At 70.2% G+C, this 19,323-nt stretch carries 16 protein-coding genes; 12 read left to right on the forward strand and 4 right to left on the reverse strand.

Going from position 1 to position 19,323, the window contains the following annotated elements:
• Nucleotides 1-52 precede the first annotated feature (52 nt).
• The 5 genes from GVV77_RS03505 (at nucleotide 53) to lplAB (ending at nucleotide 4,227) form a co-directional block, all read left to right on the forward strand.
• Nucleotides 53-841 (forward strand): ABC transporter ATP-binding protein, encoded by a 789-nt coding sequence (locus GVV77_RS03505; RefSeq protein WP_159616411.1) that lies wholly within the window; start codon nucleotides 53-55, stop codon nucleotides 839-841.
• Nucleotides 842-889: 48 nt separating this feature from the next.
• Nucleotides 890-1,702 (forward strand): TrmH family RNA methyltransferase, encoded by an 813-nt coding sequence (locus GVV77_RS03510; RefSeq protein WP_159616413.1) that lies wholly within the window; start codon nucleotides 890-892, stop codon nucleotides 1,700-1,702.
• 60 nt (nucleotides 1,703-1,762) lie between these two features.
• Nucleotides 1,763-2,707: a hypothetical protein gene (locus GVV77_RS03515; RefSeq protein ID WP_159616415.1), complete on the forward strand. Its 945-nt coding sequence runs from the start codon at nucleotides 1,763-1,765 to the stop codon at nucleotides 2,705-2,707.
• 83 nt (nucleotides 2,708-2,790) lie between these two features.
• Nucleotides 2,791-3,045 carry a type B 50S ribosomal protein L31 gene (locus tag GVV77_RS03520; RefSeq protein WP_120168169.1) on the forward strand — a complete coding sequence of 85 codons (255 nt, stop codon included), beginning with the start codon at nucleotides 2,791-2,793 and terminating at the stop codon, nucleotides 3,043-3,045.
• A gap of 99 nt (nucleotides 3,046-3,144) precedes the next feature.
• Nucleotides 3,145-4,227 carry a lipoate-protein ligase LplAB gene (lplAB, locus tag GVV77_RS03525; RefSeq protein ID WP_159616417.1) on the forward strand — a complete coding sequence of 361 codons (1,083 nt, stop codon included), beginning with the start codon at nucleotides 3,145-3,147 and terminating at the stop codon, nucleotides 4,225-4,227.
• Here lplAB and pepN read toward each other — a convergent pair.
• Complete coding sequence (gene pepN / locus GVV77_RS03530; RefSeq protein WP_159616419.1) at nucleotides 4,212-6,812, reverse strand: aminopeptidase N; 2,601 nt, start codon at nucleotides 6,810-6,812, stop codon at nucleotides 4,212-4,214. The genes lplAB and pepN overlap by 16 nt on opposite strands.
• A gap of 61 nt (nucleotides 6,813-6,873) precedes the next feature.
• Between pepN and GVV77_RS03535 the strand changes: the two genes are divergently transcribed.
• Entirely contained in the window at nucleotides 6,874-7,974 is a 1,101-nt protein-coding gene (locus GVV77_RS03535; RefSeq protein WP_159616421.1) for an alanine racemase, read from the forward strand.
• 18 nt (nucleotides 7,975-7,992) lie between these two features.
• Here the strand turns inward: GVV77_RS03535 and glgC are convergent, their stop codons facing one another.
• Nucleotides 7,993-9,237 carry a glucose-1-phosphate adenylyltransferase gene (glgC, locus tag GVV77_RS03540; RefSeq protein ID WP_201291333.1) on the reverse strand — a complete coding sequence of 415 codons (1,245 nt, stop codon included), beginning with the start codon at nucleotides 9,235-9,237 and terminating at the stop codon, nucleotides 7,993-7,995.
• Nucleotides 9,238-9,322: 85 nt separating this feature from the next.
• Between glgC and glgA the strand changes: the two genes are divergently transcribed.
• A complete protein-coding gene (gene glgA / locus GVV77_RS03545; RefSeq protein ID WP_159616423.1) occupies nucleotides 9,323-10,516 on the forward strand; it encodes a glycogen synthase in 1,194 nt (397 codons plus the stop codon).
• Between the two features lie 89 nt (nucleotides 10,517-10,605).
• On the opposite strand, the gene GVV77_RS03550 is transcribed toward glgA, so the two are convergent.
• Both GVV77_RS03550 and GVV77_RS03555 read right to left on the reverse strand, forming a co-directional pair.
• Complete coding sequence (locus tag GVV77_RS03550; protein ID WP_159616425.1) at nucleotides 10,606-12,753, reverse strand: acyl-CoA dehydrogenase family protein; 2,148 nt, start codon at nucleotides 12,751-12,753, stop codon at nucleotides 10,606-10,608.
• Complete coding sequence (locus tag GVV77_RS03555; protein ID WP_159616427.1) at nucleotides 12,750-13,514, reverse strand: TetR/AcrR family transcriptional regulator; 765 nt, start codon at nucleotides 13,512-13,514, stop codon at nucleotides 12,750-12,752. Before GVV77_RS03555 ends, GVV77_RS03550 begins: the two co-directional genes overlap by 4 nt.
• Nucleotides 13,515-13,577: 63 nt before the next feature.
• Between GVV77_RS03555 and GVV77_RS03560 the strand changes: the two genes are divergently transcribed.
• From GVV77_RS03560 to GVV77_RS03580, 5 genes are all read left to right on the forward strand, one after another.
• Nucleotides 13,578-14,894 carry an acetyl-CoA C-acetyltransferase gene (locus GVV77_RS03560; RefSeq protein WP_159616429.1) on the forward strand — a complete coding sequence of 439 codons (1,317 nt, stop codon included), beginning with the start codon at nucleotides 13,578-13,580 and terminating at the stop codon, nucleotides 14,892-14,894.
• A 1-nt stretch (nucleotide 14,895) separates the two neighbouring features.
• Nucleotides 14,896-16,239: a 3-oxoacyl-ACP reductase gene (locus GVV77_RS03565; RefSeq protein WP_159616431.1), complete on the forward strand. Its 1,344-nt coding sequence runs from the start codon at nucleotides 14,896-14,898 to the stop codon at nucleotides 16,237-16,239.
• The gene (locus GVV77_RS03570) at nucleotides 16,236-17,222 is read left to right on the forward strand and encodes a MaoC/PaaZ C-terminal domain-containing protein (RefSeq protein ID WP_159616433.1); all 987 of its coding nucleotides are present in this window, start codon (nucleotides 16,236-16,238) and stop codon (nucleotides 17,220-17,222) included. Before GVV77_RS03565 ends, GVV77_RS03570 begins: the two co-directional genes overlap by 4 nt.
• A 9-nt stretch (nucleotides 17,223-17,231) precedes the next feature.
• A complete protein-coding gene (locus GVV77_RS03575) occupies nucleotides 17,232-18,458 on the forward strand; it encodes a kynureninase (protein ID WP_159616435.1) in 1,227 nt (408 codons plus the stop codon).
• 115 nt (nucleotides 18,459-18,573) lie between these two features.
• Nucleotides 18,574-19,317 (forward strand): GAF and ANTAR domain-containing protein, encoded by a 744-nt coding sequence (locus GVV77_RS03580; RefSeq protein ID WP_159616437.1) that lies wholly within the window; start codon nucleotides 18,574-18,576, stop codon nucleotides 19,315-19,317.
• Nucleotides 19,318-19,323 lie beyond the last annotated feature (6 nt).

A 19,323-nucleotide genomic window follows, 5' to 3' on the forward strand; every position in this document is an offset into this window, starting at 1 on the left:
CGGCGGTGCTGGTTTCGCCAACTACCCCGGTCTTAGCCTAGTGTCTAGTGCTATGAGTGACGTTCTTGAATTGGCCGGGGTGAGCCTCGTTCGGAGTGGAAAAACGCTGCTGAACAGCGTCGACTGGCAGGTCAAGGAGGGCGAACGCTGGGTCATCATGGGCCCCAACGGAGCCGGAAAAACGACACTCCTCCAGATCGCCGGAGCGCGCCTGCACCCCACCACGGGCGTGGCAGGGATCCTCGACGAAGTGATGGGCGCCGTCGACGTCTTCGACCTGCGCCCCCGGATCGGACTCGCCTCGGCGGCCCTGGCCGCGCAGATCCCCGAGCACGAAACGGTCCTCAACGTCGTTGTCACCGCCTCCTATGGTGTGACGGGCCGCTGGCGTGAGCAGTACGAGAAGCTCGACGAGCGCCGTGCCTTCCGGCTGCTCCACACCTGGGGCATGTCGACCTTCCTGAACCGCCCCTTCGCCTCGCTCAGCGAAGGCGAACGCAAGCGGGTGCAGATCGCTCGAGCGCTGATGACAGATCCCGAACTGCTGCTGCTGGACGAGCCGGCCGCCGGTCTCGACCTCGCCGGGCGTGAGGACCTCATCCGCCGGCTGACCGAACTCGCCCAGGATGAGGAGGCCCCCGCCACAGTGCTGGTCACCCACCACCTCGAGGAGGTTCCTCCCGGGTTCACCCACGCGATGCTGATGCGAGACGGCGGGATCGTCGCCGCCGGACCGCTCGAGGACGTCCTCACCGAGGAACATCTCTCCGAGGCGTTCGGCCTGCCGCTGAAGGTCAGCCGCGCCGACGGCCGCTACAGTGCTGTCGCCCGCACCGCGTAGGCCGGAGGCCGGGGCGCAGCACCGCACGGCTCCGCCGGGAGCGGGCGCGTGGGCCTGATCCGGCTCGAGGGCCCGGGGGACCCGCGCACCACGGACTACCGCAACCTCACCGACACCCAGCTCCGCCGCCGTGTTGAGCCCGCCAACGGCCTGTACATCGCCGAGAGCTCCAAGGTGCTGCGGCGCGCCATCGATGCCGGACACTCACCGCGGTCCTTCTTCCTCGCCGAGAAGTGGCTGCCGGGCCTTTCGGACGTCCTCGACCGGTTCCCGGAGGTTCCGGCGTTCATCGGCGACGAGGCCACGCTCGAGGAGATCACCGGTTTCCACCTCCACCGGGGGGCCCTGGCCGCCATGAACCGCCCGGCCCCGAGGACCCTCGACGAGGTCCTCGCCGGGGCCCGCAGGGTGGCGGTGCTCGAGGACATTGTGGACCACACCAACCTCGGGGCGCTGTTCCGGTCCGCCGCGGCGCTGGGCATCGACGCGGTCCTCATCAGCCCCCGGTGCACCGACCCGCTCTACCGCCGTGCCATCCGCGTAAGCATGGGCAGCGTCTTCCAGGTGCCCTGGGTCCGCCTCACGGACTGGCCAGGGCAGCTCGCGGCCCTCCGGGAGGCGGGGTTCACCGTCGGGGCGCTGGCGCTGGGGCCCGATTCGGTGCCCGTCCAGGACGTCGGAACGGCCGGACACGAGCGGCTGGCGCTGGTCCTTGGAACCGAGGGCGAGGGCCTTTCCGCCGGTGCCCTCGCCGAGGCCGACCTGTCGCTTCAGATCCCCATGCACGCCGGAGTGGATTCGCTCAACGTGGCCGCAGCGGCCGCCGTCGCCTTCTGGGAGTGCCGCTACCGCACCCCCTAGCGGGGAAGGCGCGGGAAAACGGCAGTAGCGGGCGCCGATACCCGATGCAACACTGGGAGGGTGACCGCTCCATCGGCCCGCTTCAAGGCTCCCGGCGCACGGACCGTCCCCGTGGCCGCGGCGCTCCTCTTGGGCGCGGCCGTCGCGCTGAGCGGATGCGGCCGGCTCGCCGAACAGATCGACGCAGCGGAATCCTCTCCGCTGACCGCCCCCGCCCCCCTGGCGACCGCGCCGGTCAAGACCCCATCGCCCGCACCCGTGGCCACCGCACCGGCACCTTCCGCGGCCCCGAAGCCCACGCCGGCGCCGACGAAGGCCCCCGAGCTGTCCCTGACCCAGAGCCAGCAGTCCCTGCCGGCCGAGGTGGTGAAGGCCTGCGGTGCCCTGCTCACCGGCACGCTCCCGGAACGGCTGCCCGCCGCGGAGGCGGGTGCCTGCGTCGAAGCGTCGATGCGCGCCGGCACCGGAGCGCAGCAGACCCTGTCGACCCGCGCCACCGGCCTTCCCGCCGGAGAGCACACCTCGGTGCTGAGCACGGCGCCCGAGTTCGGCCTGCATCTGCGCAACGGGGAGCACGGGGTGGAGATTATCGTCAGCGGCGGCGAGGGGTACCTGCTCACGCCGGAGGGAGGAACACCGGCCGACGCCGAGGGCGGGCCGGAGGAGCGCTTCGCCGCGGTCCTGGTGGAGGCGGCCTCCGCCACGGCCGACCCGGCCGCCGTCGGCGCCCTGTTGGCGGACTCCGGAGAGTTCCTGGTGACACCGCGCAGCGAACGGGACGGCATGCTCTATACCCGGCTGTCGGCGGTGTCCGGGCCCGAACTGCAGGGCGTCAAGATGGCCACCCTCGACATAGAGCTCGACGAACTGATGCGCCCGGCGCACCTGAGTATCAGCGGGTTCGAACATGAGATCCTCAGCTCGGTGGAGGTCGGATTCTCCGACTGGGGCATGCCCCAGGCCATTACGGCCCCCGCTTTAGCGCAGCTGGGCGGATTGCGCTAGGATTACTAGCTGGTCCCGAAGGACCGTTTCCGCTTTCAATCCCAGTGCCTGGCAAAATCCAGGCAACCAGAGAAGGTATTCCTGTGAAGTCTGATATCCACCCCCAGTACCACGCCGTCGTTTTCCGCGACCTCGCCTCCGACAAGTCGTTCCTGACGAAGTCGACGGCCACGTCCAAGAAGACCATCGAATGGGAAGACGGAAACACCTACCCGCTGATCGAGGTGGAAATCTCCTCGGAGTCCCACCCGTTCTACACCGGCAAGCAGCGGATCATGGACTCCGCCGGCCGCGTGGAGCGCTTCAACGCCCGCTTCAAGGGTTTCGGCAAGAAGTAGTCCCGGCTCTTCTCAGCACCTCAGTTTCGACAGTGAAGCCACGCGCGCACGACGCCGTGGCTTCACTGCGTTAAGCCAACCAAGCAGGAGGAACCCCGGATGGGTCAGGGCCAGGAAACGAGCGGCGGACGGCGGCACGGCGAGTACAAGACGCCGGGGGGCAAACTGACCGCCGTCGACCTCGCGGTGGTGGACGGACGTCTGGCCCAGGTGTCGGTGAACGGCGACTTCTTCCTCGAGCCCGACGAAGCCCTCGACGACATCAACGCCGCCCTCGAGGGCCTGGCGGTCGACACGCCCCCGTCCGAGCTGGCGGAGGCCGTCCGGGCCGGGCTCGACCCCTCGGCCCAGCTCTTCGGGTTCTCCCCGGAGGCCGTGGCCACCGCCGTGCGCCGCGCCCTGGGGCACTCCACGGGCATCGCGGACCACACGTGGGAGATCGTCCCGCCGACGCCGCTGAGCACCGCCATGCACGTCGCCATGGACGAAGTGCTCACCCGCGACGTCGGGGACGGGCGCCGCAACCCCACCCTGCGGTTCTGGGAGTGGGAATCGCCCTCGGTCGTGATCGGCAGCTTCCAGTCGGTGCGCAACGAGGTCGATCCCGACGGCGTCGCCCGGCACGGGGTGAGCGTCGTGCGCAGGATCAGCGGCGGCGGTGCCATGTTTATGGAGCACGGCAACGCCATCACCTACTCGCTGTACATCCCGCAGACGCTCGTGGACGGGATGAGCTTCGCCGATTCGTACCCGTTCCTCGATGCCTGGGTGATGGAGGCCCTGGCCGCCCTGGGCATCAATGCCTGGTACCAGCCGCTCAACGACATCGCCACCGATCTGGGCAAGATCGGCGGGGCGGCGCAGAAGCGGCTCGCCAACGGCGGGATGCTGCACCACGTCACGATGAGCTACGACATCGACGCCGACAAGATGCTCGAGGTGCTGCGCATCGGCAAGGAAAAGCTTTCCGACAAGGGCACGAAGAGTGCCAAGAAACGCGTCGACCCGCTCCGGCGCCAGACCGGGCTGGCCCGGGAGGAGATCATCGCGGTGATGATCGAAACCTTCCGCCGCCGCTTCAGCGCCGTCGACGCCGGCCTGAGCGAGGACGAGCTGCGGCGCGGCCGCGAACTCGTCGAGGAGAAGTTCGGCACCGAGGAGTGGCTCTACCGGGTGCCGTAGGCCTGGGCGGTGAGGGAGCGCAGCAGGTGGTCGCGGTCCTCCACCAGGATGCGCCGGAGGGCCCCCGGCGCATCCTGGTTGGCGGCGAGCCAGCTGTCTGTGGCCAGAAGCACCGGGTGCACTTCCGGGCGGCCCTGGAGGTCCTGGCGGCCGGGATAGAGGCCGCGCACCACGCGGGTTGCCATCTCGATCCCCCGGGCCTCCCAGACCTCCCGGAGCGCCTCGAAGTACGGTCCGTTGTAGGGGGCCGTCAGCTCCGGCCCGCCGAGGGTGAACCCCTCGATGGTGGCGCTGAGCAGTTCGTTGGACAGCCGGGTCCCGAAGACCGCCTCGCGCCAGGCGAGGTCCTTCACCGCGGCGTCCGGCACGGCCGAGCAGGCCAGCGTGAACGCTGCCTTGCCCGACGCCGTATTATCGCGGGCCAGCTCGGTCTCCAGTTCGTCGATGGGGGCCAGGCCCTGCGCGGCCAGTGCCGCAAGGAACATCCAGCGCAGTTCGTCATCCAGGACCAGCCCCGGCACGGTGTCCGCGCCGTCGAGCAGGCCGCGCAGCACGGCCGCCGCCGAGCCGGTGGTCCGGCCGCCTCCCGCCAGTGCCCGCGCCCACGCGAGCTGGAGGTCCGAGCCCTCCGCGGCGTCCCGCAGGCCCCGCTCCAGGAAGCGTGCATAGCGTTCGCGAAGCGCCGCCCGGCCGGCGGGTGCCGTGTAGCGTTCGACGGCGGTGCCGGCGTTCTGCAGGAGCACCTGGAGCACCCCGACGCCGGGTTCGGCCGGTGCGGCCAGCTCGACGGCGCCGAGGTAGTCGGCGGCGGCCAGATCGGCATCCCGGGTGCTGGACCACAGGGCGGAGAGGCAGATGGCGCGGGCGAGCGGGTCGGCGATCCGGTCCACCGACCGCAGCAGCGTCGCCAGGGAGCGGGGGTCGAAACGCAGCTTGGCGTAGGTGAGGTCCTCGTCGTTGACCAGCAGCAGGTCCGGCTGGGTCCGGCCGACGAGCCCGTCCAGCGGGACCGAAGCGCCGGTGACCTCGACGGCGTGCGACTCGGTGCGGACCAGGGAGCCGTCGGCGTCGTAACTGTAGAAGCCGACCTTGAGGGAGTGGGGACGGGGCTCGGGCACCCCGGTGATGGGGTCGAGCGCGTCCTGCCGGATCGCCGCGGCGGTGTACACGCCGTCCTCGACGGAAACCTCCGCGGTGAGCGCCGGCACCCCGGAGGTCTGCAGCCACTGCCGGGCCCAGGCCGTCATATCCTGCCCCGAGGCCTCGCTGAGGGCGGCGAGCAGGTCCGCGAGGGTGGTGTTGCCGAAGGCGTGCGCCCGGAAGTACTTCCGGGCCGCCTCCGTGAAGGCGTCGAAGCCGACGTAGGCGACGAGCTGCTTGAGCACCGAAGCGCCCTTGGCGTAGGTGATGCCGTCGAAGTTCTGCTTCGCCGCCTCGAGGTTGGGGATGTCCGCCACGATCGGGTGGGTCGTCGGCAGCTGGTCCTGCACGTACGCCCAGGCCTTGCGCTTGTTCGCGAAGCTCACCCACGAGGTCTTCCACTCGGTGGCCTCCGCCACGCCGAGGGCGCCCATGTAGTCGGCGAAGGACTCCTTGAGCCACAGGTCGTCCCACCAGGTCATGGTGACGAGGTCCCCGAACCACATGTGCGCCATCTCGTGCAGGATGGTGTTCGCCCGCGCCTCGTACTGGGCGGCCGTGGCCGCGGAGCGGAACACGTAGTTCTCCGTGAAGGTCACCAGGCCCGGGTTCTCCATCGCGCCGAGGTTGTACTCGGGGACGAAGGCCTGGTCGTACTTGCCGAACGGATAGGGGTAATCGAAGAGGCGGTGGAAGAAGTCCAGCCCGCGGCGGGTGGTGTCGAAGATCGCCTCGGCGTCGAACGCGGACGCCAGCGACCGGCGGCAGTAGAGCCCGAGCGCAATTTCGGGCGAGCCGGTGCCGTCCGCACCGGTCCAGGATCCGGCGACGTGGTGGTAGGGGCCGGCGAGCACCGTGGTGATGTAGGTCGAAATGCGCTCCGTGGGCGCGAACTCCCAGCGCAGCGCCCCGGCGGAGACCGGGGAGGGGGCGCCCAGCGCCGGGGCGTTGGAGGCGACCGTCCAGGCCTCCGGGGCCGTGACGGTGAAGGTGAAGGCTGCCTTCAGGTCGGGCTGTTCGAAGTTGGCGAAGACCCGGCGGGCGTCGGCGGGCTCGTACTGGGTGTAGAGGTAGGTAAGGCCGTCCGCTGGGTCGGCGAACCGGTGCATGCCCTCGCCGCTGCGGCTGTAGAGTGCGGTGCCGCGAACGGTCACCGTGTTCGCCTCAAGCAGGTCCGGAAGGTGGATGCGCGAACCGTCGACGGCCGCGCCCAGGTCGAGGGCCATCCCGTTGAGGAGAACCTCGTCGACGCCGCCGTGGATGAAGTCGAGGAAGGTGGACGCGCCGGGGGTGGTGCAGCGGAACACCACGGTGGATTCGCTGGGAAACCCCTCCGCCGAAGGGTCCTCGGCGCCGCTCAGGTCGAGCCTAACATCGTAGCGTTCGACCCGGATCAGCAGGGAGCGGGCGGCGGCCTCGTCACGGAGCAGGTTCTCGTTGCGCATCCGGTTATTCAATCACGCGCCGCGCACCGGCAGGCACGGCGGGTCGTGGTGGAATCGAAGCATGGACACGACGATTCCCGGGAACGAACCCACTCCGAGCGTGCAGATCGACGCCGGCCGGTTGGAGGCGAACATCACGGCCATGGCCTCGGCCATGCGGGCCCGCGGGGTGGCGCTGCGCCCCCACGCCAAGACCCACAAGATCCCTGAGATCGCCGCGCTCCAGGTGGCGGCGGGCGCCGTCGGGCTGACCGTGGCCACGGTCGGCGAGGCGGAGGTCTTCGCCCGGGCCGGGGTTGAGGATCTGTTCATCGCCTACCCGCTGTGGGTTGACTCGGCGAAGGGGGAGAGGCTGCGTAGGCTCGCGGAAAGGGCGCGGATCACCGTGGGCGTGGATTCCGTCGAAGGCGCCACCGCCCTGGCACGCGGCCTCGGCCCGGCCGTCGCCGCGGTCGCGGTCAGGGTTGAGGTCGACAGCGGCCACCACCGCAGCGGCGTGGCGCCCGGGGACGCCGCCGGCGTGGCCGTGGCAGCCGCGGAGGCCGGTCTAGAGGTCACCGGCGCCTTCACCTTTCCGGGCCACAGCTACGGCCCGGGAATGCCCGTCACGGCGGCACGGGACGAGGACGCGGCGTTGGCTCGAGCGGCCGCCGGGCTCCGCGCCGAGGGCTTCGCTGCTGCCGAGCTGAGCGGCGGGTCGACCCCGTCGGCGCTGATGGGAGGAGGAACCGCCACCGAGCTGCGCCCGGGTGTCTACGTCTTCGGCGATGCGCAGCAGTGGGAGCTGGGCACGATCGCCCCCGGCGACATCGCCCTCACCGTGGCCGCCACCGTGGTCAGCCACCACCGGCGTGCCCCCGGGGAGCCGGGGCGCTTCCTGCTCGATGCCGGCAGCAAGGTCCTCGGCAGCGACCGGGCGGCCTGGGCGACCGGCTACGGCAGGCTGCTGGAGCACCCGGAGGCGCGGATCGTTGCCCTCTCGGAACATCACGCCACGGTGCAGGTGCCCGCCGGAGAACCCCTGCCGGCCCGCGGCACCCGCGTCCGCGTGGTCCCCAACCACGTCTGCCTGCCCGTGAACCTGGTGGACGAGGTGCAGGTGGTCCGGGACGGCGCGGTCGTCGACCGCTGGGCGGTGGCGGCCCGGGGCAGGAACAGCTGACCCACCCCGGGCGGCCGCTCAGCCTGCGGGGACGATCTGTCCCTTGCTCAGGATGGTCAGTCCGGACTCGGTCACGGCGAAGCCGCGGCTGAGGTCGAGCTCACGGTCCACGCCGATGCGTGCCCCGGCCGGGATCTTCACGTTCTTGTCGATGATCGCGCGGCGGACGATGGCGCCGGGGCCGATGCTCACCTTGTCCATCAGCACCGAATCGCTCACCTCCGCGTTCTCCTCCACAAAGACGTCGGTGGCGAGGATCGAACCCTGAACGGTGCCGCCGGAGACGACGACGCCTGCCGAGACGATGGAGTCATGGGCAGCTCCGGAGCGGCCGGTGGCGCTGCGCACGAACTTCGCCGGCGGCGAGACGCTCTGGCGGGTGTAGATCGGCCACTGCAGGTTGTACAGATTGAACAAGGGCAGCGGGGAGATCAGGTCCATATTGGCGTCGTAGTAGGAATCCATCGTCCCTACGTCGCGCCAGTACTGGCGGTCCCGGTCGGTCGAACCCGGGATGAGGTTCGTCGTAAAATCGTAGACGGCGGCGTCGTTGCGGTCGACGAAGTGGGGGATGATGTCCCCGCCCATGTCGTGCTTGGTGTCGAGCCGGGCCGCATCCTCCTCGAGAGCCTTCAGCAGCGCGTCGGTGGTGAAGACGTAGTTGCCCATCGAGGCGAGGAAGCTGTTGGGGTCATCGGGCAGCCCTGGGGTGGTCTTGGGCTTCTCGACGAAGGCGGCGATGCGGGTCGGGTCCTGCTGGTCGACCTCGATGACGCCGAACTGGTCAACGAGGTTCATGGGCTGGCGCACGGCGGCGACGCTGACGGAGGCCCCCGAGGCGATGTGCGCGTTGACCATCTGCTCAAAGTCCATGCGGTACACGTGGTCGGCGCCGATGACCACGACAATGTCGGGCTGGGCGTCGTGGATGAGGTTCAGGGACTGGTAGATCGCGTTGGCGCTGCCAAGGAACCAGCTCTTGCCGCGGCGCTGCTGCGCAGGCACCGAGGCGATGTACTGCTGGAGCTGGGTTGACATCCGCCACGTCTCGGAGACGTGCCGGTCGAGGCTGTGCGACTTGTACTGCGTGAGCACCACAATCTGCAGGTAGCCGGAGTTCACCAGGTTCGAGAGGGCGAAGTCGATCAGCCGGTAGCTTCCGGCGAACGGCACGGCCGGCTTGGCCCGGTCCGCGGTGAGGGGCATCAGGCGTTTGCCCTCGCCACCTGCCAGTACAACCGCCAGAACTTTCTTAAGTGCCACGGGTAACCCCCTTTGAGTATTCCAACGTGTCGGTCCAATTCTGTTCACACTAGAGGACTGCGGCCTCCTGCACTACGTTGGGGGAGTGCGAGTAGATATTGTCTCTAAGGAATTCCCCCCAGAAATCTATGGCGGGGCAGGCGTCCATGTCGCGGAACTGAGCCGCGTGCTGGCCGGGCAGGTGGATCTGAACGTCCACTGTTTCGGCGCGGAACGGCCCTCCGACTACCACGGGGCGCGGGTGCGCGCCTACGGCGTGCCCCCGGGGCTGGCCGGAGCGAACGCAGCCGTGCAGACCCTCGGGACGGACCTGGAGATGCTCGGAAACATCGGCGGCGCCGACCTCGTCCATTCCCACACCTGGTACGCGAATATGGCCGGGCACCTTGCCTCCCTGCTCCACGGCATCCCGCACGTGCTCAGCGCCCACAGCCTTGAGCCGCTGCGGCCGTGGAAGGCGGAGCAGCTCGCGGGAGGCTACGCGCTGTCCTCCTGGGCGGAGAAGACCTCATACGAGGCCGCCGCGGCGGTGATCGCCGTGTCGGCGGGAATGCGCGACGACATCCTGCGCAGCTACCCCGCCGTCGACCCGGCGAAGGTGCATGTGGTGCACAACGGCATCGACGTCTCCGAGTGGGTGCGCGACGAGGACGACGACGCCGTGCGGGCCCTCGGCATCGACCCGGACCGTCCCAGCGTTGTCTTCGTAGGGCGCAACACCCGCCAGAAGGGCGTGCCCTACCTGCTCCGGGCGGCCGCACAGCTGCCTGCGGACGTGCAGCTGGTCCTGGTCCTCGGTGCGGCCGACACCCCCGAGCTCGCCGCGGAGACCGAGAAGCTGATCAACGAGCTCCGGGACCGGCGCGGCTCGGTGGTGCTCATCGAGCGGATGCTGCCGAGGCGCGAAGTGGTCCAGGTCCTGAGCCACGCGACGGTGTTCGCGTGCCCGTCCATCTACGAGCCGCTGGGCATCGTCAACCTCGAGGCGATGGCCTGCGGAGCGGCCGTGGTGGCCAGCGCCACCGGCGGGATCCCCGAGGTGGTCGAGGACGGCGTGACCGGAACCCTCGTACCGCTCGAACAGGTCTCCGACGGCACGGGCACCCCCCTCGATCCCGAACGGTTCGTCTCGGACTTCGCCGCCGCACTCACAGCGATGCTTTCCGATCCGGCGAAGGCCCGCCGCATGGGCGAGGCCGGCCGGACCCGCGCCGAGCAGCACTTCGCGTGGGACTCCATCGCCGAGGCAACCCTCGAGGTGTACCGCAGCGTGCTGTGAACCCGGGAGCCCCGATCCGCCCGCCGGGCGGGCGGATCGGGACCGCCAGTTCCCGGTCTCGGATCATCGCCGGATTGGAGACCGGCCGGTCAGGCTGATGACTTCTCGGGCACCTGCCGTGCCTTGCGCGGTGCGCTCTTGCGCCGCGCCTTGGTCTGTTCCGCCTGCCGGGCCAGCAGGGTCTTCTCCTCGATCGGGGAGCCGCTGCTTGCCCGCACCGCCCGGGCGTGCGCGGCGGCCTCGTCCTGGCGCCGCTTCTCCGTTCCGGTGGCGATCGCGGCGCGGAGGTGCTCGGGCCCATAGCCGAAGGCCTCGACCAGGTCGAGGGCGTGCGGGCGGAGCTTGGCGAGCAGCCGGTTGATGTAGGGCGTGAGGGTCCGGGCCCGCTGCGAGGAAAGCCGGCCGTTCATCAGGTACCAGGCGAGGTTCCGCTCCAGCAGGCACAGCCCGAACAGGTCGCGCAGCCAGGTCAGGACCTGCCGGGTCCCGGGCTCCTCGACCCGGTGCAGCGCCGCCGTGAACGCCTCCCACTGCAGCAGCTCAGCGTGCGCCCGGGCCGTTTCGATCAGTTCGTGCTGGTGTTCGTTGAACAGGGCAGCAGCCTTGTCCTGCGGCATCGCCCCGGCCCCCCGCAGGGCGCCGGCGAGCTCTGCCACCATGGTGCCGACCCGGTCCGACAGCAGCCCGTGCTGGGTTGCCTCGTCCCGCAGGGCGATCGCCGACTTCTTCTCGGACCCGGTGTCCACGACGGTCTGCACCACACGGCGGAGCCCGGAGCGGTGAACCGTCCGCCCCGCGGCCTGGGAGACCGCGTAACGGGCGAGGACGCCGAAGTCCATGCCCTTGAACTCGCGGGCATAGTCCATCAGCAGGCGCTTGGCGACGAGCTGGAGCAGGACGTTGTTGTCACCTTCGAAGGTGGCGTAGACATCCATGTCCGCCCGGAGCGACGTGAAACGGTTTTCCGTGAGGAACCCGGCGCCGCCGCAGGCCTCCCGGCACTCCTGCAGCGTATCCAGGGCCAGCCACGTGGACAGCGGCTTGTAGGCCGCGGCGAGGGTCTCGAGGTCCTGGCGGTCGGCGTCGGTATCGGAGGTTCCCGAGAACACGCCGTCGAACTTCTCAAGCAGTTCCTCGTGCGCGAAGGACGCCGCATAGGTGGCGGCCAGCCGCGGCAGGAGGCGCCGCTGGTGGCGCTGGTAATCGAGGATGACCTCTTCGGAGAGGTCCGAGGACGCGTTGAACTGGCGCCGCTCGGAGGCGTAGGTGATGGCGGTCTTCAACGCAATCTTGCTCACTGCGACGGCCGCGCCGTCGAGGGACACGCGGCCCTGGACGAGCGTGCCGAGCATGGTGAAGAAGCGGCGGCCCGGCGAGGCGATGGGGGAGCTGTAGGTGCCGTCGGGGGCGACGCTGCCGTACCGGTTCAGCAGGTGCGTCCGGGGCACCCGGACGTCCTCGAAGTGGAGCCGGCCGTTGTCGATGCCGTTCAGGCCGCCCTTGAGGCCGTCGTCCTCGCCGCCGATGCCGGGCAGGAAGGCGCCGTCGGCGTCGCGCAGTTCGACGTAGAAGGCATGCACCCCGTGGTTGACGCCCCGGGTGATGAGCTGGGCGAAGACCACGGCGGCTCGGCCGTCGACGGCGGCATTGCCGATGTAGTCCTTCCAGGCCGCCCGGAAGGGGGTGTTCAGTGCGAAGGATTCATCCTCGGGGGAGTAGACGGCGGTCGTGGCGATGCTTGCCACATCCGAGCCGTGCCCGGTCTCCGTCATGGCGAAGCAGCCCGGGATGTCCATGTTCATGATGCCGGGCAGCCACGCCTCGTGGTGCTCCTCGGTGCCCAGGTGGAGCACCGCAGCACCGAACAGGCCCCACTGGACGCCCGCCTTGATCTGCAGGGAGGGATCGGCGACCACCAGTTCCTCGAACCCAGCGACGTTGCCGCCGTGGTCGTCGTGCCCCCCGAGCGAGGTCGGGAAGGCCCTGTGCACCGCCTGGTTCTTCACCAGGTAATGGAGCTGGTCGAAGCAGCGGCTGCGGTGCTCGGCCGAGGTGAGTCCTTCGATCTTGTGCACTTCGGGGCGCCCTGCGAGCTCCCGGGCGGTCCGGCGCACCGAGGCCCACTTGCCGAGGAGCAGTTCCCCGAGCACAGCGGGGTCGAGAACGGCCGCGTCGTTGTCGGTGATGGTGCCCGCTGCGGGAACCTCGCGCCGGGGGGCGGCTGCTGTCTGCGTCATGAGTTGTCCTTTGCAGGGGAGGAGGTGGTGGAGTCCGGTGCCGGGCGGGACGGTTGCCCGGTGGGCACCTGGTGGCTGATGCCTTCGAAGAGCCAGTCGGTCAACTGGTCGGCGAGCTGCTCCACGCCGGGCTTGCCTGGGCCGGCGGGCGTCGCGAGCCATAGCTCACCCGCGGAGCGGACCATGCCGATGGCGGCCCGCGGCCAGTACGCGAGCCGGGGGTCGGCGGGGCCGCTCAGGTGGGGCGAGGACCGCAGGTAGGCCCGCATGGGGCGGGCCAGCATCTCGGTGACGGCCTCGAGGAAGTGGGTCAGGGGGTCGGCGGGCCGGGCCTCATCGGCCGGGCCCGCGGCCAGGTCGGCCGGGCCGACCCGTGTGACGAACGCGTACACGTTCGGTGAGGTCTGTGCCATCTGCAGGTAGACGTAGATCATGGCGCGCAGGCCCTCGCGGGGCGTCTGGGCCTGCCGTGCCGCCGCAAGGATCTTCTGCTGCATCTGGCCCGTGACGACCTCGGCCATGGCCTGCTGAAGGCCGGTCTTGTCACCGAAGTAGCGGTAGTACACGGACTTCGAGGTGTCGGCCGCCGCCGCGATGTCCTCCATGGAGGCGCCGTGGCCGAGGGTGTCGACGGCGCGGCGGGCGGTGCTGATCAGCGCGCGCCGGCGCTCGGCACGGTGTTCCTCCCATCGGCTTGACCGGCCGTCGGGCACCGCCCCCGTTCCGGCGGGCACGGCGGAAACCGTTGACGAAGTGTTCATGATACTCAGCGTATCAGGTACGCTGGGTATCGGTAATCCACCACCACCACCAGGAGATCCCTCATGTCGAACCAGCCAGGAGCAGGCGCGGGCACCACCACCGTCCGCAACGCCGTCGTCATCGGCGGCAACCGCATTCCGTTTGCGCGCTCGGGCGGGGCCTACGCCCATTCGTCGAACAAGGACATGCTCATTGCGGCCCTCGACGGCCTCGTCGCACGGTTCGGCCTCCAGGGCGAACGCATCGGCGAGGTGGCAGCAGGCGCCGTCCTCAAGCATTCACGGGACTTCAACCTCACCCGCGAGGCGGTGCTGGGTTCCGCCCTCTCCGCGCACACCCCGGCGTACGACCTCCAGCAGGCCTGCGCCACAGGGCTGGAGACCGTTGTGGGCCTCGCCAACAAGATCAAGCTGGGCCAGATCGACTCCGGCATCGCCGGCGGCGTCGATTCGGCCTCCGACGCGCCCATCGTGGTCAGTGAGGGCCTGCGCCGGGTGCTTCTCGACCTCTCACGGGCCCGTACGCCCAAGCAGAAGCTCGCCGCGGTCAGCAGGCTGCGCCCCCGGGACCTGGCACCGAACGCCCCAACCACCGGTGAACCCCGAACGGGGCTCTCGATGGGCGAACACCAGGCGCTGACCACCGCGGCCTGGGGCATCACCCGCGAGGCCCAGGACGAACTGGCCTACCGCAGTCATGCCAACCTCGCCGCGGCCTACGAGCGCGGGTTCTTCGAAGACCTGATGACCCCCTACCGCGGGCTCACCCGGGACGCGAACCTGCGCGCCGACACCTCGCTGGAGAAGCTGGCGAAGCTGAAGCCAGTGTTCGGCGCCGGGCTCGACACGCCGGCCACCATGACGGCGGGCAACTCCACGCCGCTGACCGACGGCGCCGCCGTCGTCCTGCTCGGCTCGGAGGACTACGCGCGGGCGAACAACCTGCCGATGCTCGCGAACGTCGTCGACGCCGAAGCCGCCGCCGTGGACTTCGTCAACGGCCAGGAGGGCCTGCTGATGGCCCCCGTCTATGCGATGCCGCGGCTGCTCCAGCGCAACGGTCTGCACTTCGACGACTTCGACTTCTTCGAGATCCATGAGGCCTTCGCCTCCACGGTCCTCAGTTCCATCGCCGCGTGGGAGAGCGAGGAGTTCTGCCAGACCCGGTTGGGCCTCGACGGCGCACTCGGCAAGATCGACAGGAGCAAGCTCAACGTCAACGGCTCCTCGCTGGCCGCCGGCCACCCCTTCGCCGCCACCGGCGGGCGGATCGTGGCCTCCCTGGCCAAGGCGCTGGCGGAGAAGGGCTCGGGCCGCGGCCTGATCTCCGTATGCGCCGCCGGCGGGCAGGGCGTTGTTGCCATCCTCGAGGCGCGCTGAGGTGGCGGATACCTATCTCGGCCTCGTCAACACGCCGCTGCCGGGCAAGCTGGCCAAGACGCTGGGGCTGCCACGCCCGGCGGTGCTGCGCCGCTACACCCCCGGCGACCCGCTCGTCCCCGGCCCGGTGCTGGTCCTGGGTAGCAGCCCCGGCGCCGACACCCTCGCGGAGGCCCTGCTCGGCTGGGACCAGGACGTCCGCCGGCACCTGCGCCCGGGGGAGAAGCTCGGAGCGGTGGTCGTGGCCCTCGATGCGGTGTCGCGTCCGGAGGACCTGGGTGCGCCCCTGCTCGAGCTCGGCCCGGCCGTCCGCGCCCTGCTGCCCGGCGGGAGGATCGTTTCGGTCGCCCGGCCGGCGGAGGAGACCGGGGACCCCGCCACCGCCGCCGCCCGCCAGGGCGTGGACGGCGCCGTGCGTTCGGTCGCCAAGGAACTGCGGGCCGGTGCCACCGCCAACGGGATCGTGCTTTTGGACGGGGCGGCGGCTGACAGCCCCGGTGCCCTGGGGGCCCTGCGGTTCCTGCTCTCCGGGCGCAGCGCCTACGTCGACGGCCAGTTCCTGCGGGTCTCCGCCGTGCCCGCGCCGGAGGAGCCGGCCGACTCTGATGCTCCGCTGGCCGGCCGGACCGCCGTGGTGACCGGCGCCGCGCGGGGCATCGGGGCCAAGATCGCCGAGGTCCTGCACCGGGACGGGGCGACGGTCGTCGTCGTTGACGTGCCCGCGGCAGGTGAGAAGCTTGCGGAGGTCGCCAACCGGGTCGGGGGAACGGCACTCCAGGTCGACATCACCGCTCCCGACGCTGCCGCCCGGATCCTGAGCCACGTGAAGGAGCGCCACGGCACCCTCGACATCTTCGTGCACAACGCGGGCATCACCCGGGACAAGCTTCTTGCCAATATGGATCCGGCACGGTGGAGCGCGGTCATCGCGGTCAATATCTCCTCGCAGCTGCACATCAACGACGAACTGCTTGCCTCCCCGGTGTTCTCGCCCGGGGGCCGGATCATCAGCCTCGCCTCAACCAGCGGCATCGCGGGAAACCGCGGACAGAGCAACTACGCCGCCTCCAAGGCCGGGGTGATCGGCATGGTCCGCGCCACCGCGGCCGCGTTCGCTGGGCCCGGACGCACCATCAACGCCGTCGCCCCCGGGTTCATCGAGACCGATATGACCGCGAAGATGCCGATGCTCACCCGTGAGGCGGCCCGCAGGCTCAGCAGCCTGCAGCAGGGCGGGCAGCCGGTGGACGTCGCCGAGACCATCGCGTTCCTCGCGTCCGGGCCGGCGGGCGGCATCAACGGCCAGGTTCTCCGGGTCTGCGGACAGAACCTGGTGGGAGCATGAACGAGGTCCTCCTGCCGGCCATGCCGGCGCTGGCGGGCCTGTACCGCCAGGCGGCACTCGGCGCCGTGCTGCGCCGGGCCGGCCGCCGCAGGCCCGCGACGGCGCTGCCGGAGATCCGCCACCGTGCCTCCGGCGGCCCTGTGGACCGGGAGCGGCTCACCGCCTTCCAGCATCTCGTCGGGCAGGCGGCACGCGACGCCGTCCCCTCGGCCCACGTCCACACCCTGGCCTTCCCGGTGGCCATGAGCGTCATGGCCCGCCCGGACTTCCCGCTCCCGATGCTGGGTATGGTCCATCTGAGCAACACGGTGGTGCAGACCCGGGCGCTGCGCGTGGGGGAGGAGTTCGAGTCGGTGGCCTACGCCGAGAACCTGACTCCGCACCGGTCCGGAACCTCGGTGGACCTCGTCACCGAGGTGTCCGTGGACGGGCAGCGCATCTGGACGGGCCGCTCGGTCTACCTTGCCCGCGGCGTCCGGACCCCCGGCGGCCGGGAAGCTGATCCGGCGCCCTCCCCGGAGGGGTCCACGGGGGGAGGCCCGGAGGTCGATGGCGACAGGAGGGACTCTGCCCTGCCGGGGAGCGGGGACGCCTTCATCCCGCCGGTGCCCACTGCACAGTGGCACCTGGCCTCCGACACCGGCCGGGCCTACGCGGCCGTGTCCGGGGACTGGAATCCGATCCACCTGAGCGCGCCCTCGGCACGGTTGCTGGGGATGAAGCGTGCCATCGCGCACGGGGTGTACCTTGCCGCCCGCATGGTGGAAATGGCGGAGCCGGCGGCGCCGGAGGCGCTGTCGTGGGGCGTGGACTTCCTGTCGCCGGCGCTGCTCCCGGGCACGCTCGCCGTCGCCGTCCGTCCCGGGGAGCCACTCGACGGGTCCGTCCGGCGCACCGAGGTCACCGGCTGGGCGCCCGGCGCGAAGCGGCCGTCCTTCACCGGATGGGTCACTGGGCAGGCAGTGGGCCCGGCGTCGCCTTAGACTGGGCCCATGGTTGACGATCCGCTCCTGCAGCGCGCCCGCGAACTCGACGACGAGGACCCGCTTGCCGGGTACCGTGACCTGTTCATCATCGACGACGCCGACGGCATTGCCGCCTATCTTGACGGAAACTCCCTGGGCCGCCCCCTCGCGGCGACCGAACAAAGCCTTGCCGAATTCGTCCGGCACCAGTGGGGGTCCCGCCTGATCCGCGGCTGGGATGAGGGCTGGCTCGAGCTGCCCGAACGGATCGGTGACCGGCTGGGGAGCATCGTCCTCGGCGCAGCGCCGGGGCAGTGCATCGTCGCCGACTCCACCAGCGTCCTGCTGTACAAACTGGCGCGCGCCGCGGTCTCGGCCCGGCCGGGCCGCACCGAGATTGTGATCGACCGTGACAATTTCCCCACCGACCGGTTCCTGATGGAGGCCATCGCCCGCGAGCGCGGCCTTACCGTGCGGTGGCTCGACGTTCCCTACGACGGCGGGGCGAGCGCCGAGGCCGTTGCCGGCGTCGTCGGGCCCTCGACCGCCCTCGTGGTCCTGAGCCACGTGGCGTACCGGTCCGCCCACGCCGCCGACGTTCCCGGCGTCACCTCGGTGGTGCACGACGCAGGCGCCCTGGTCCTGTGGGACCTGAGCCACTCGGTGGGCTCGGTGCCCCTTGAACTCGATGCCTGGAATGTCGACTACGCCGCCGGCTGCAGCTACAAATACCTCAACGGAGGTCCGGGCGCCCCCGCCTGGGCGTACGTCGCCGAACGGCACCTCGATTCCTTCGAGCAGCCCATCCAGGGCTGGCTCGGCAGCGCCGATCCGTTCGCCATGGGCGGGTCATATGAGCCGGCGCCGGGCATCCGCAGGATTGTGTCCGGCACTCCGCCGATCCTCGGCATGCTCGCCCTGCGCGACATGCTGGATGTGCTGGAGAAGGCCGGGGTCGGGGCGGTGCGGGAGAAGTCGGTGGCCCTGACCGGTTTCGCCATCGAGGCCGTCGACGCCCTCCTGGGGCCGGCCGGTGTAGTGGTGGCCTCGCCGCGCGCACCGGGTGAGCGCGGCGGCCATATCACCATCGACCATCCGGCGTTCGCCACCATGGTGCCCGGCCTTTGGGAGCAGGGGATCATCCCCGACTACCGGAACCCCTCCGGCATCCGCCTGGGCTTGTCCCCGCTGACCACGTCATTCGAGGAGACGTTGGTCGGAATCCGCGCCATCGCCGACAAAATGGTTTCTTGAGGGGTGGGGCCTGTCGCTCGCTGAGCGAGGCGGTCTATTGTGGGGCTATTGCCCGGACCGGAGCCGGGCGTCGTTAGAGGGCGGCTGATCAGTGCGGACAAGCGGAGGCAAGGGCATGGCTGAGGACAAGGGCGATTCGCCCACCCTGCAGGTGGGTACCCTCCTCCAGGACATGGTGCTCGACAGCACCGATGTCGAGGAGTTCCTGACCGAACTGGTGAAGCTCGCGGCCGCAACCCTGGAGGGACGGCACGGCGAGATGCTTTGCGGTGTGACCCTGCTGCGTCCGAAGCGGACGGGCACCGTGGCCAGCAGCAGCGAGCACGCCCGGAACATGGACGAGATCCAGTACAACTTCGGGGATGGCCCGTGCCTGCGCGCCGCCAGGGAGGAGAAGCTCGTCCACGTCCCGGACATCACCAGGGACACCCGGTTCCCCGAGTACCGGGATGCCATCGCCGAGCACGGCATCCGCTCGATCCTCGGAGTCCCGATCCTGCTTGAGGGCGACGCAAACGCGGGGCTGAACCTTTATTCGAACCACGTCGACGCGTTCGACGACGATGCCGTCGCCGCGGCCGAGACCTTCGCGGACGAGGCGTCGAAGGCCCTGCGGCTCGCTGTGCGGATCGCCCGGCTGACCGAATCCGCGAATGACCTCAAGGCCGCGATGGAAGCACGGACCACCATCGACCTCGCCGTCGGAATTATCATGGGCCAGAACCGCTGCAGCCAGGATGAGGCGTTCGGAATCCTCCAGTCGGCCTCGAACACCCGGAACATGAAGCTGCGCGACATCGCCACCGCCATCGTGGCCTCCACCGGAAAATCGACGCCGAAAACCCACTTTGAGGTCTAGCCGCGC

The sequence above is a fragment of the Arthrobacter zhaoguopingii genome, from assembly GCF_009828605.1.
Lineage (GTDB): Bacteria > Actinomycetota > Actinomycetes > Actinomycetales > Micrococcaceae > Arthrobacter_D > Arthrobacter_D zhaoguopingii.

Bases quoted from the DNA above. Each gene is read 5' to 3' on its own strand.
- GVV77_RS03505 (WP_159616411.1), top strand. From the start codon at position 53: ATGAGTGACGTTCTTGAATTGGCCGGGGTGAGCCTCGTTCGGAGTGGA.
- lplAB (WP_159616417.1), top strand. From the start codon at position 3,145: ATGGGTCAGGGCCAGGAAACGAGCGGCGGACGGCGGCACGGCGAGTAC.
- pepN (WP_159616419.1), bottom strand. From the start codon at position 6,812: ATGCGCAACGAGAACCTGCTCCGTGACGAGGCCGCCGCCCGCTCCCTG.
- GVV77_RS03535 (WP_159616421.1), top strand. From the start codon at position 6,874: ATGGACACGACGATTCCCGGGAACGAACCCACTCCGAGCGTGCAGATC.
- GVV77_RS03550 (WP_159616425.1), bottom strand. From the start codon at position 12,753: ATGACGCAGACAGCAGCCGCCCCCCGGCGCGAGGTTCCCGCAGCGGGC.
- GVV77_RS03555 (WP_159616427.1), bottom strand. From the start codon at position 13,514: ATGAACACTTCGTCAACGGTTTCCGCCGTGCCCGCCGGAACGGGGGCG.
- GVV77_RS03560 (WP_159616429.1), top strand. From the start codon at position 13,578: ATGTCGAACCAGCCAGGAGCAGGCGCGGGCACCACCACCGTCCGCAAC.
- GVV77_RS03570 (WP_159616433.1), top strand. From the start codon at position 16,236: ATGAACGAGGTCCTCCTGCCGGCCATGCCGGCGCTGGCGGGCCTGTAC.
- GVV77_RS03575 (WP_159616435.1), top strand. From the start codon at position 17,232: ATGGTTGACGATCCGCTCCTGCAGCGCGCCCGCGAACTCGACGACGAG.
- GVV77_RS03580 (WP_159616437.1), top strand. From the start codon at position 18,574: ATGGCTGAGGACAAGGGCGATTCGCCCACCCTGCAGGTGGGTACCCTC.